Raw genomic sequence first — 12,537 nt, 5'->3', positions numbered from 1 at the left:
TGAAAGTAACGCTTATTTTTATCGCATCAAGACGGGGTTTACCGAATGCTTACGATATAATCATGTCTCCGGTTGCCGACTTTTTAGTGGATAAATACACTTTTGAGGTAGGAGGCAAGAACAAAGGAATGCAACAAATTCAAGAGGTGGAAAATGCGTTTGTTGTTAAGGATGATATTGAATATGGGTTTTTGAATACGATACCGCTATGGCATTTTGGATTTATGTATTGAAGTTTACTTTCCGATACAGAATGTATTAAATGCTTAAATACAGTGCTTTAGAGTTTTGAGGTACAATATAGGTACATTTGAAGCATTTTATTGGTTTTTAGAGAAAAATGCCAGGGATGAAATACAAGATAATATTTTATTAAAATATTATCCGGAACTTCATCCATTAAAAGATATAGCGCACATTACATTTTCAAAATAGTACTTAAAAATAACTATATCGCATCGGGTTTTTGGATTCATAATCAGTTCTCAACGATATATCTTTCCAGTAAATAATCAAGCCACTTTTCAAATCTACTATTAGGTCTATATTTGTTGCAAATTGATAGGAAATTCTCATAAGTTACTGGGAGAAAGTGATCAGTATTCTTTATTAACATGTCCATATACTCCTTGCTTGTCTCAATGAAATGAAGGTTTCCTTTTGGGAAAATCATTAGCGAAGTAAAATGACTATATTTATCACTATCCTCAATTAAGATACTTTCACCAAGGAGTTGGTTACGCCAAATTTGTCTAAAATTATCTGTTATTAACTTGTCAATCGTATCTGGCTTATATAGTCCACACTTTTCCGTAATCAAATAATACTTTGAATTTTTATCTATTATGTCCTGTTCTTGTTTTGAACCAGGTTTTAGTTGGTATTCGTGTTCTGTATATTTAACTTCTATACCAATTATGCCTTTTTGATTATCAATATGTGTGTATTCGATGTATGTGTCAAAAGAGGTTTTGTCATTTAGGTACTTATCCGTTGGCGCAGGAGCATACTCTATTTCAATTTTATCGATAGATTGAATCTTATCATTTAATAATTCATTAAATATCTTTTTGGCATATCCAAGGTTAGCCTTTAAAGGAATGAAAAGGTTGAACCCGATATGTTCACTCCGTAGCATATTTGCATATAGAGGCTTACTGTATTTAGGATATCTCTTTTTAACTTCTTGGAAAATATTAAAGTCGTCATAGAAGTTCATGCCATTCATAGCATCATCCGTCCTTAAATAATTACCATATTTATCAAAAGGAACGCCAAGGTTGAATGTTCGATATTTTGATTGGTGCAATCGTGCTTTTTCAAGAAATCCTGTAGTGTCCGTTATTTTATCTCTATTGTATTGCTTTCCAATTTCCTGATTCATTATTATCCTTTTTATAATTAACTGTTTGCTGAAACTATTATGGTAGGTTTATTCTTTAAGTAGCTAAACTGAAATTATTATATTTCTTGAAAATATACATGAATCTCGAATTAGCAAAGAAATATATGGTAAATCATAAATATGGTCAGTCAAGAAATTTGTGAACTGATTGAGTCAAGAAAGCATTTATTTGGTTGTTGCAGACCCATCAACGAAATGTTGCCCATGCCATCAATATAGAGTTGCAGGCTAGTTTATGCGAGTACTGTACGTTTATTTACAGTGTGTTAAGGCAGATTGTATAAGAATTGGAATTATGCTTATTTCCTCTATTAAATAATTAAAGCGCTATGGGTAATCGCACTATTAAAGTGCGTTTTTTGAATAAATTTGCACTATTGTAGTGCGTTTTTAGTAAGTTTGTATAAAAAACATCATCAAAATGGAGCAATTATTTGTAATCTTTCGCAAACTCTTAAAAGAAACAGATACCAGTTTCTTTAGGTATAAACATGCTGATATCAATTGGAATAACCGCATGATAGGACTTACCGGGCCAAGAGGGGTAGGGAAGACGACTCTTATTTTGCAGCATATTAAGAAAAACTTGAATCCTGCAGACACTTTATATGTTACTGCTGAAGACTTTTATTTTGCCGAAAATAGGTTGCTCAATTTGGCTGATGCTTTTGCAAAACGAGGAGGAAAGAATCTTTTTATCGATGAAATTCATAAATATAAAGATTGGGCCAAAGAACTAAAATTGATTTATGACTATCATCCTGATTTAAAAGTGATTTTTACGGGTTCTTCTGTCTTGGATTTGAAAAAGGGATCTTCCGATCTGAGCCGCAGAGCTGTTATGTATCACATGCAAGGGCTTTCGTTCCGGGAATATCTTCAACTTTTTCATCAGATTTCTTCTCCCGCATATTCACTTGATGAGATCTTGAATCACAAGGTTGAGTTGCCGGAGGTAGAGCATCCTTTGCCTTTGTTTGAGGATTACTTAAAAAAAGGCTATTATCCTTTTGCACTGGACGATGATTTTGAAATGCGCCTTCAACAGGTGGTAAATCAAACTTTGGAAACAGATATTCCTTTGTATGCCGGCATGAATATGGCTACCGGAAGGAAACTGAAACAACTATTGTCAATAATAGCGCATAGTGTCCCTTTTAAGCCCAATATGACCAAAATCGCTGCGTCTCTCTCCTCAAGCCGGAATAATATTGCTGATTATTGTCTGTTTATTGAGGAAGCGGGGATGATTGCGCAACTCAGGAATGCAACCGGCGGTATTAAAGGACTGGGGAAGGTGGATAAAATCTATCTGGAAAATACCAATCTGATTTACAACCTGGCCAGTGAAAATGCCAATACCGGCAATGTCAGAGAAACCTTTTTCTTTAATCAGTTACGGGCAAAACATGATATAATCATGTCTCCGGTTGCCGACTTTTTAGTGGATAAATACACTTTTGAGGTAGGAGGCAAGAACAAAGGAATGCAACAAATTCAAGAGGTGGAAAATGCGTTTGTTGTTAAGGATGATATTGAATATGGGTTTTTGAATACGATACCGCTGTGGCATTTTGGATTTATGTATTGAAGTTTACTTTCCGATACAGAATGTGTTTTTATTTTGTAATAGGTTGTATGTGTGTGTTTTATATTGAAGTTTTTGTTTATGAATTGTAATTATGGTGTAAAAAAATCGTTGCTGGGAAATTAATAAAGCGCATCATATCGCTTATCCAGTAATGCAATATACTTATTCTGCATTTCTTCTGACAGGAATGAATTTTCAATCAGCAGTAGAGCTTTAGATCTGCTTTTAAAAAAGCGTTTAAAGGCTCCATTGATTTGTTTGTAGTTTAACCCCAGATCTTTCCCAAACATTTCGAAACTTTTTCGGGATAGTTTTCGCTTTTTTCCTCCCAGGGTGAGGGCCAGCTCTTCAGTATCTTCAGGAAGAATGATGGATACATTCAGGAGATCATACGATGGTGCCAATGTCCATTTTCCTTTATTCTGGATCATGGAGAAGTTTTTCAGGTGCATATCATTGTTTCCTGTCAGGTAGCTGAAGAGGGTTATTTCGAACAGAAATAACTTGTCCAGAAGTGGGTTGGCAGAATAGCTTCCCAATGCTTTTCCGACTTTCTCCATGGAGCTGATGTATTTGTCGAATGCTTCGGTAATTTGAAACATGTCCAGCATATGGACTTTTTCGTTGTCGGCGGTCCTATCAATTCTTTTGGTGATATAAGATAACTCGCCTGATTTAAGCCGGATGAGACTGGATTGAACCACATTGATGCCGTATGCCTCAGCAATGCGCATTGTGACGTGTTCATTGGCTGGCATTTCTTCATAATCGGGGGAGGGTGGTTTAAAGATGTAATTTCCTCCAAGTGCTCCCACTACAGTTAATCTTTTATCAGAGTTTTGACTTGCTTCTTCAATTAAGCTCATGGAAAGCTTGGGCTGCACACCGGGAACTGTTATACTCCTTTGAACTACATTTTTGGCCAGGTCAGCCATCTCATTGAGCGAGTAGGGGATAACAGGAGGAATACTGGTGCCAAAAAATTTCCGGCTGCAGGAAGCATGGAATTCGCCTCCTTCAGCGACTTCCTTGTAACAATATAAGCACTTGTTGCTTTTCATCTTTCTTTCTCGATTGGTACCACACTAACAGCGCCAATGCAGTTTCTGCAACAGGCCAATAATAATCCCATACGGTCATTTTTATTTATTTTCCAGTTTTTAGCAGCGATCTCCAAAAGCCAACCTTCCGGTATCAGTCCTTCAAAAAAAGGAAAAAGTCGGTTGGATCGATACTTTTTTTCTGAAACCGGCATGGTGAAAGTCAGGAATCTATCCGGAAAACTCCTCACATATTCTTTGTCGTAGGTAAATTCATATTCTCCATCATCCGTTTCGACCAGTATTCCGGCCAAATCATCCTGATAATAAATTTTTGCTTGTCTCATGAATCACCTCTTTTTAAAGATTCCTGAAAGCTGACCGGGCCTAACTCGTGCCCAAACATTGCCAGTACCTGATTAACCTTTTCCAGATTCAGGTTGGTTTTACCCTGCTCTATTTTGCGAATAACGGTAAGTGCAACCCCGGTTCTTTCGGCAAATTCTTCCTGAGTGAGGTTGACTTCCTTTCTGCGCTGTTTTACGAAATCGGCTAAACGATCCATTATATGTTTTTAGATATATTTTATACAAATATAGGGTAATTATATTTATTTGGATATAATTTCTTGTTAGATGTTGTTTTTATATGTTTTTGGATATAATGATTGCTGTTTTTCGTTGGAAAAGGATGTATTATTTGGAAAATTGCACTGTAGGAGTGCGATTATTATCAAGAAGTGCACTCTTACAGTGCAATTCAATAATGATAACTGGATTGAGAGCTTCCAGCAGATTTTCGATTTCTATAATTTCGGATTACTCTTTAATCGTTCCGCTTCCCACTTCTATAATTTCGCTCCTGAGTTCATCATAGGACACAGGCCGGCACCCGAGGATGTTTTCAATAGTAGATATCCTTACACTCTTTTGTGGCCCTAGCTTTTGTTCAATATCATTTGTTGCCACAACATTGTAAGACCATGTATCAGAAGATAGGGGATTGCAGATGACAGGATTTTTTTCATGATGCAGGCAAAAGACATAAACATCAGCCTGGCGGGTAATAATACTATCATATACGCTGGTTTCGCCTGACCAACCGGATTTTTGTTTTATATCATAGGATGGAACAGAAGGTTTCTTTTGTTTCCAGATTTGTGCGTAACCAGCGGTCTTGACTTCAATTTTAATTCCTTCAGGACTTAGAATATCAAAAGATTCCCAGCTGCTTTCGGGAGATCGTGACACTCCCACAGCTTTGGCTACGATATATTCCCCCAAGGCTGCCCTGTTTCTGTTGTCCAAAAAGTTTGAATAGGCATATTGCCAAAATTCTTGTGGATTGAATGTTGTCATTGATTGCTGATTTTAGCTAGCTGCTGTATTATTGATCTAGTAACTCTAAATATTAAAATTAACGCATAAATTGATACATGACTTTCTTTTCCTCTATTATCTCGGAATTATTATCTTTAAAGTCAATAATAAACTTAAAAGTGCCTTCCCGTGGACTCTAAACAATTTAAAACTCTTGCTTCCAGCATTGAAGATCAATCGTGGATTAATTCTGTCAACGTTAATTTTCCCTTCAACCATTTAAATTACCATCAGCAATTTAAAGGATTGACAAGCATTTATGAGTTTATAATGCAACAAAATACAGGTTGGGAAAGAATTGAAGAGAAATTACCTGGAGAACTGGAGCAATCCAAAAAATATTTTGTCAAATTAAAGCAAGAGTTTGTTTCTTTCATACAAGCATACGTAAATAATCCACAGTCACAAGGAGGACTATGGAATAATGTAAAGAATCAGTTGAGATTGGGATCAACTTCAAACAATTATATTTTTCCTTACGATGCGCCGGAAACAGAATTCTTAATAAGAGTTTCTGTTAATAGATCTAATAATTACAGAGGGGCTTACAATTTTATTGTAGGGCAGTTTCAGATTTCGAACAAGGAAGATTTTGTTGGTGCGATAACGGCCTACGAATTTGTTTTCAAAGAAAACTCTGAAATTACGAAAAGAAGAACCGCTGAAAAGAGTTCAATTGGGAAATTGAGACATGATTTTCAAGATTACATTTCCCGGGCAGAAAATGATTTGTTAACTCACTTTTCAGCATCAAAACAGGAATTACAGAAGCATTTAACTGAACTTGAAGAATCCAGAAAAACAAAAGAAGATTCCTTTTCGGAATGGTTTACAGAAACTCAAAACTCATTTCAGAGCTTTGATGAAGAGGCAAAAAACAAAAGAGAGGAATTAGAAAAGACTTACCAGGAAAAACTTAGACTCAAGAAACCTGCGGAATATTGGAATAAGAGAGCAACCAAATTGAAGAATGAGGGAAGGAATGCCATTATTGGCCTTGGTATGTTAAGCACTATTGCCGGAGGTGCATTGTTTTCACTTTTGTGGCTACCACCAGAGGGTGTCTTTTTGAATTTTATTGAAGACCCAATATCATCAGTGAAGTGGTCAATTATCCTCATTTCATTTTTATCTTTTTTTGCTTATGGAATTAGAATTCTTAGCAAGTTATCTTTTAGTGCATTTCATTTGGCAAGGGATGCAGAGGAAAGAGAACAGCTTTCTTACCTTTATCTGTCTTTAATGGAAGATTCCAGTGTTGAAGAAAAAGACCGGAACTTGATTCTGCAGTCATTATTCAGTCGAGCGGATACTGGCTTGTTGAAGGATGACTCTTCCCCAACTATGCCGGGGAATCTCCTTAACAGGCTTTTGCCAAATCAATAATGACCAATTGCACAATAATGGACTTTTTCCTTCCTTTTCTTTCTTTTCCTTTCTCGGAATTATTATTTTTAGATGATTTTTGAAGCCTCTAAAACATTCGTCAAAAGTTTTAGAGGTCTTTTAGTATTTGATTTTAACTAAGTTGCAACCCTAAATAATGGCTAAACAAAACAACAACAAAAAGACAAAATCAATTGAAGAATCTCTCTGGGACTCGGCTAACAAACTAAGAGGCTCCGTAGAATCATCCGAATACAAACATGTGGTGCTGGGGTTGATTTTCCTGAAGTTTGCCAGTGACAAATTTGAAGAACGGAGAAAAGAACTCATCAGCGAAGGCAAAGAGAAATACATTGAGATGAAGGAGTTCTACAACATGAAGAACGTGTTTTTCCTTCCGGAAGAGTCTCGCTGGTCGTTCATCATTAAAAATGCCAAACAGGCCGATATTGCGCTGAAAATTGATACCGCTTTAAACAATGTCGAAAAAAATAATCCGGCGCTGAAAGGAGCTTTACCGGATAATTACTTTTCGCGCCTGGGGCTTGATTCAAGCAAATTATCTGCCCTGCTTGATACTATTAACCAAATAGATACCATCCGGGACAAACAAACCGATATTGTAGGACGGGTATATGAGTATTTCCTTTCAAAGTTTGCCCTGGCAGAAGGAAAAGGGAAGGGCGAATTTTATACGCCCAAAAGCATTGTAAACCTCATTGCCGAAATGATTGAGCCCTACAAAGGCATCATTTATGACCCTGCCTGTGGTTCTGGAGGTATGTTTGTGCAGTCGGTCAAATTTATCGAGAGTCACCATGGGAGCAAAAAGGAGGTTTCTATTTACGGGCAGGAATATACGGCTACAACGTTCAAGCTGGCCAAAATGAACCTGGCCATTAGGGGAATTTCTGCAAATTTTGGAGGTAAACCTGCTGATACATTCCATAACGACCAGCATCCGGATTTGAAAGCCGATTACATAATGGCCAATCCCCCTTTTAACCAAAAGGACTGGAGGGCAGCCAATGAACTCATCAATGATCCCCGCTGGCATGGATATGAAGTACCTCCCAAAAGCAATGCAAACTATGCCTGGATTCTCAATATGGCCTCCAAACTATCGGAACATGGTGTAGCTAGCTTTGTACTGGCCAATGGTGCATTAAGCGGTGGTGGTGAAGAATACAAAATTAGACGAAAGCTTGTTGAAAATAATTTGGTGGAAGCAATACTCATCTTACCGCAGAATATGTTTTACACCACAAACATCAGTGTTACCGTCTGGATACTCAACAAAAACAAGAAAAAGCAAACCAAGGTGGTGGGAGAAGAAACGCGTCAATTACGTGACCGTGATCGCGAAGTGTTGTTCATGGATTTGCGCCAGATGGGAGAACCGTTTGAGAAGAAATTTACGCAGTTCAATAAAGACCACATTGCTCAAATTACCGGAACTTATCATGCCTGGCAACAGGACAATAGTGATTACGAGAATATCCCTGAATATTGCTATTCTGCTACGTTCAATGAAATTGCTAAAAAGGATTTTTCGCTTGTTCCCAGTAAGTATATTGAATTTGTGAATCGCGATGAAAACATTGATTTCGACGATAAAATGAAAGCCTTACAAACGGATTTTGCTGAGTTGTTGAAAGAAGAAGAACAATCGAAAAAGGAGTTGTTGAACGTATTTAAGGAGCTGGGGTATGCAATCGAACTATAAGCCAATAGGAGACTACATACAACTTGTTGATGAACGCAACAAAGATCTGAAAATTGATTTGCTTTTAGGCCTTACCATCAACAAGCTTTTTATTCCTTCCGTGGCCAATATAGTAGGAGCTAATATGCGGAATTATAAAATCATCCGCAAAAATCAGTTTGCATGTAGTATTATGCAGGTACGTCGGGATGGAAAAATGCCTGTTGCTTTGCTACAAAAATTTGATGAAGCAATTATCTCACAGGCATATCCTGTTTTTGAGGTTAAAGATGAAAACAAACTTTTGCCAGAATATTTGATGATGTGGTTTTCACGCCCTGAGTTCGACCGGGAAGCTTGTTTTTATGCGGTTGGAGGAGTACGTGGAAGTTTGGAGTGGGAAGATTTCTGCAATATGAAACTTCCGGTTCCATCAATAGAAACCCAGCGAGCTATTGTAGAAGAATACAACACTGTTAAAAACAGGATTGCCCTGAATAACCAACTCATTCAGAAACTTGAAGAAACCGCCCAGGCTATCTATAAGCAGTGGTTTGTGGACTTTGAGTTTCCGGATGAAAACGGGAAACCGTACAAGAGTTCTGGTGGGAAGATGGTTTTTAATGAGGAGTTGGAGAAGGAGATTCCGGAGGGGTGGGAAGTGAATGAACTTGAAAATGTTCTAGAAGAAATAATATCTCATAGAGGAAAAAGTAAAGCTCTTATGGATTTGTATGATATTAAAAGAGGTGAGAATATTTTTCCGGTCATTTCTGCGATGAATGTTAATAATGGGCGAATAGTCAAAAAAGAATCTATTAAATATACCAACGCAAATAATTATGAAAATTGGATGATAGATCCTTTACTACAAGGTGATTTAATAATGACGTCGGAAGCTCCAATGGGAGAATTGTTGTATTTGGCAAACTATAGTGATTTCATAATAAGCCAAAGGCTATTTGCGCTTCGTGCAAATAAACAAAAGATTAGTTCTTTGCTTTTGTACTACTGGTTAAAAGGGGCTGATGCAAAAGGAGATATGGAAGGGAGGGCATCAGGAACAACAGTTTTAGGGATTAAATTAACTGAATTAAGAAAGGTCATTGTTTTAGTACCGAAAACAATGTTGCAGAGCGATTTTGAAAGTCTTATTTATCCAATGAGAAATTTCATTGAAATCATAATGGATGAAATAAACCTACTTGAAGAAAAATTAAACCTTCTTCTTTCAAAAGTAGCAATTATAGAAAACTAAGTATTATGAATAGAAGAACCCGGTTAATTTTTCTTGGCTTATCCTTAATTTTGCTGGTTTTTATAGGCTGGTACGTTAAAGGAAATTTTGACTTTTTATTGAATGATTTCTGGTTCACTTCCGGGTTCTTGCTACTAATTCTTCTTTCATTAATTGATCAACCACACTTTTCAAAGGATTCAAATGTTTTTATCAATGCTGTAACCGCCGCTATTTCACTTTTGTTAGTGGATCCTAACAATAGGAATTGGATTTTCTGGGTTTTTCTTGAAACAACATTTTATCTGGCAATAAGTAGTTATCTTCTTATGTGGTTGCGGGAAAAGCCATTAATTAATGAGCATAAGTATGTTCAATTCTTCTCCAGAATTAACAGGCAAATCGGAAAACCTGAAACACTTTTCTCTGCATTTTTTCTTTGGGGAGCCCTAAAACAGTTTGGATTAAATAGTGATGAATTTAACTACTTGCTATTATATTGGGTTATTTTCATGATATTCAACCTAAGCTCTATAGCTTCAATTCTAAATAGTTTATTTGAAAGGGACTCATCAGATAAAATGGATAATGCAATCGGCCGAATTTTTGGTGTGCAATCTAAAAATACCTTCTTAGTAAAATTATTTCCCGAACGAAAAGAAACAATTAAGTCATTTGATTTTGTTGAGTTTACATATTCAATAGAAAATGCCAAAACATTGCGTAAAGGACTTGTTCTTGATTCTTATCTTTTAAATCAAGAGCAATGGGTTAAAGTTCTTACTACAAACGAAATCAATAAAATATTTGAAAATAAATCTGTTTATAATGGTCACACGGATGATATTATCTACAAAATCAAGGAAGTACCCGAAACAAAATATCTCGATTCCTTCATCGGGATTGTGACTGAAAGATCTAACATAGGAAAAATTAGATTTATATATAATTCCAAAACAGAAATCCAAGAGGGGCAATTATTAGAAGTAAATGTAGGAGAAAAGAAAACAACCGTTTATTATCAAATTGTTGAAGGAGAAACTAAGATTGAAACCCTTGAAAACAAAAATGAAACAGGATTGATAATTGGGGAAGCAATTCAATTGGGAACATGGAGTTATGAGAAAGTAAGGTTTGAACAATTTGGGTGGGTTCCCTCCATAAATTCTCCAGTCTATGTTGCAGCCGATATTCCTGATGGGGAGATATTGTCAAATGAATATAAAATTGGAGAAATCCCCAGCACAAATTTCCCTGTGATCATAAATAAAGAATTAGCATTAACTCATCATACAGCTGTTCTTGGAGTTACTGGCACTGGAAAATCTGTTTTTTCACGGAATTTAATCAGGGAGTTTTTAAGGGATGATGATGTAAAAGTTATATGTATTGATTTTACTGGAGAATATAAAGGAAAATTTTCTGATTTAGCTCCAGCAAAAATAGTGTCTGATGAAAACGACAAGAAATTATATGGATGTTTTGAATGGGTTGCATCGGAATTAGAAAGATTTGGGAATCAGCAAAATAAAGAAAAATTAAAAAAGGCAGATGAATTTATTAGTAAGACTTTAAAGGATTCCATAACTACATTTCTGAAAAATCCTGAGGCACGACTAAGTATTTTTGAATTACCTGATGTGTCAAATACAGCAAGTATATTAGAGTACACACGACAATTATTTAAAGCGTTATTTGATTTAGCAAAAACTGAGAAATGTTTTGGACATAAGGTCTGTTTTGTGCTAGAAGAAGCTCACACAGTAATACCTGAATGGAATTTTGTTGGTATTGCTGATAAATCTTCGCAGTCACTATTGAATAGTATTGCACAAATAGCATTGCAAGGTAGAAAGTATGATGTTGGGTTACTCGTAATAGCTCAGCGAACGGCAAATGTATCAAAAACAGTTTTGACCCAATGCAATACCATTATTGCCTTTCAGGAATTTGATAAAACTAGTAGCGAGTTTCTCGCAAATTATTTTGGTCAAGGAATAGCGAATACGTTACCAAATTTAAAATTTAGACAGGCGATTGCTGCAGGTAAGGCATTAAAATCAAATGTACCCATGATCTTTGAAGTCCCGGAAATAAAAGAATGAGAGATGAATAAATAAAGATTGTCTTTATGAATGCAAAACGAGTCCATTTTTATCCAGTAAATGATATAGCTTGTTTTCCAAATATGGAACTTGCCGAAAATGTATTGAGGAATTTTTCAGAAGATAAAATATATGATATAAATGATATTATCGAGCTATATCATGTCAAACTTTATATCGATAACAAACTTTATTTAAAAAATAGGACAGAATATGATATTAAGCAAGTTAAGGAGAAGGTAAGTAAAATTTGGACTGTTATTATTCGTTATTGGCACGAAATTAATAGTGATAATATTCTGAGTTTATTTAAATCATTAGAGTGGTGGACTTTTCAGGAAACGTTTTGGCAATTATCTGCAAATTTGTCTATCTATAAAAATGTCAATAAAAAAGCTTTTTGTAAGCTTTTGGACATAGAAAAGATTGATGTCCAAGCTATATTACATCAAAAACAGATTGTTAATTACTATGATAATGAGCTAAAGAGCTTTTTATTGTTTTACAATAAGTCAGCAGAGCTAATTTTATCTCAATTTGTTGAAAAACATGACAGGATATGGAAAGACATGCACTTCCCTAATTGCCTTAATATTATTGAGCGAGAGGATATTGTCTTGCGTTATCTGAATGGCAAAGAAGTGAACTTGAACTTTGTACGTTTGATCCTTAATTCTAAAAACGATAAA

General features: G+C 35.8%; 11 protein-coding genes and 1 pseudogene. 7 read left to right on the top strand and 5 right to left on the bottom strand.

The window, feature by feature from the left end; genetic code table 11:
• A pseudogene (locus tag QZZ43_RS15550) lies at window positions 1-233 on the top strand (hypothetical protein); the annotation flags it as partial.
• Window positions 234-478: 245 nt separating this feature from the next.
• Here QZZ43_RS15550 and QZZ43_RS15545 read toward each other — a convergent pair.
• The gene (locus QZZ43_RS15545) at window positions 479-1,384 is read right to left on the bottom strand and encodes a hypothetical protein (protein WP_291861319.1); all 906 of its coding nucleotides are present in this window, start codon (window positions 1,382-1,384) and stop codon (window positions 479-481) included.
• A gap of 442 nt (window positions 1,385-1,826) precedes the next feature.
• On the opposite strand from QZZ43_RS15545, the gene QZZ43_RS15540 reads away from it, so the two are divergent.
• On the top strand, window positions 1,827-2,996 hold the full coding sequence (locus tag QZZ43_RS15540; RefSeq protein ID WP_291861317.1) for an AAA family ATPase: 1,170 nt from the start codon (window positions 1,827-1,829) through the stop codon (window positions 2,994-2,996).
• A gap of 119 nt (window positions 2,997-3,115) precedes the next feature.
• Here QZZ43_RS15540 and QZZ43_RS15535 read toward each other — a convergent pair whose 3' ends face one another.
• From QZZ43_RS15535 to QZZ43_RS15520, 4 genes are all read right to left on the bottom strand, one after another.
• Window positions 3,116-4,057, bottom strand: coding sequence for a HipA domain-containing protein (locus tag QZZ43_RS15535; protein WP_291861315.1), 942 nt, complete (start codon window positions 4,055-4,057; stop codon window positions 3,116-3,118).
• Window positions 4,054-4,383: a HipA N-terminal domain-containing protein gene (locus tag QZZ43_RS15530; protein WP_291861313.1), complete on the bottom strand. Its 330-nt coding sequence runs from the start codon at window positions 4,381-4,383 to the stop codon at window positions 4,054-4,056. The genes QZZ43_RS15535 and QZZ43_RS15530 overlap by 4 nt, the downstream gene beginning before the upstream one ends.
• Entirely contained in the window at window positions 4,380-4,601 is a 222-nt protein-coding gene (locus QZZ43_RS15525; RefSeq protein ID WP_291861310.1) for a type II toxin-antitoxin system Y4mF family antitoxin, read from the bottom strand. Before QZZ43_RS15525 ends, QZZ43_RS15530 begins: the two co-directional genes overlap by 4 nt.
• Window positions 4,602-4,854: 253 nt before the next feature.
• Entirely contained in the window at window positions 4,855-5,394 is a 540-nt protein-coding gene (locus QZZ43_RS15520; RefSeq protein ID WP_291861309.1) for a hypothetical protein, read from the bottom strand.
• Window positions 5,395-5,544: 150 nt separating this feature from the next.
• Here QZZ43_RS15520 and QZZ43_RS15515 point away from each other — a divergent pair, with 150 nt between their 5' ends.
• The 5 genes from QZZ43_RS15515 to QZZ43_RS15495 form a co-directional block, all read left to right on the top strand.
• The gene (locus tag QZZ43_RS15515; protein ID WP_291861307.1) at window positions 5,545-6,801 is read left to right on the top strand and encodes a DUF6161 domain-containing protein; all 1,257 of its coding nucleotides are present in this window, start codon (window positions 5,545-5,547) and stop codon (window positions 6,799-6,801) included.
• A gap of 157 nt (window positions 6,802-6,958) precedes the next feature.
• Entirely contained in the window at window positions 6,959-8,527 is a 1,569-nt protein-coding gene (locus tag QZZ43_RS15510) for a class I SAM-dependent DNA methyltransferase (protein ID WP_291861305.1), read from the top strand.
• A 100-nt stretch (window positions 8,528-8,627) separates the two neighbouring features.
• On the top strand, window positions 8,628-9,764 hold the full coding sequence (locus tag QZZ43_RS15505) for a restriction endonuclease subunit S (protein ID WP_291861304.1): 1,137 nt from the start codon (window positions 8,628-8,630) through the stop codon (window positions 9,762-9,764).
• A 5-nt stretch (window positions 9,765-9,769) separates the two neighbouring features.
• On the top strand, window positions 9,770-11,848 hold the full coding sequence (locus QZZ43_RS15500; protein WP_291861302.1) for an ATP-binding protein: 2,079 nt from the start codon (window positions 9,770-9,772) through the stop codon (window positions 11,846-11,848).
• Between the two features lie 26 nt (window positions 11,849-11,874).
• A partial coding sequence (locus QZZ43_RS15495; RefSeq protein ID WP_291861301.1) for a hypothetical protein occupies window positions 11,875-12,537 on the top strand: 663 nt, incomplete at its 3' end.

The sequence above is a fragment of the Marinilabilia sp. genome (assembly GCF_016278715.1).
Classification (GTDB): Bacteria; Bacteroidota; Bacteroidia; order Bacteroidales; family Marinilabiliaceae; genus Marinilabilia.
This window is presented reverse-complemented; position numbering and strand designations above follow the sequence as displayed.

Excerpts from the sequence above, each read along its gene's own strand:
- QZZ43_RS15525 (WP_291861310.1), bottom strand. The coding sequence starts at position 4,601 with ATGGATCGTTTAGCCGATTTCGTAAAACAGCGCAGAAAGGAAGTCAAC.
- QZZ43_RS15535 (WP_291861315.1), bottom strand. The coding sequence starts at position 4,057 with ATGAAAAGCAACAAGTGCTTATATTGTTACAAGGAAGTCGCTGAAGGA.
- QZZ43_RS15520 (WP_291861309.1), bottom strand. The coding sequence starts at position 5,394 with ATGACAACATTCAATCCACAAGAATTTTGGCAATATGCCTATTCAAAC.
- QZZ43_RS15510 (WP_291861305.1), top strand. The coding sequence starts at position 6,959 with ATGGCTAAACAAAACAACAACAAAAAGACAAAATCAATTGAAGAATCT.
- QZZ43_RS15500 (WP_291861302.1), top strand. The coding sequence starts at position 9,770 with ATGAATAGAAGAACCCGGTTAATTTTTCTTGGCTTATCCTTAATTTTG.
- QZZ43_RS15545 (WP_291861319.1), bottom strand. The coding sequence starts at position 1,384 with ATGAATCAGGAAATTGGAAAGCAATACAATAGAGATAAAATAACGGAC.
- QZZ43_RS15540 (WP_291861317.1), top strand. The coding sequence starts at position 1,827 with ATGGAGCAATTATTTGTAATCTTTCGCAAACTCTTAAAAGAAACAGAT.
- QZZ43_RS15530 (WP_291861313.1), bottom strand. The coding sequence starts at position 4,383 with ATGAGACAAGCAAAAATTTATTATCAGGATGATTTGGCCGGAATACTG.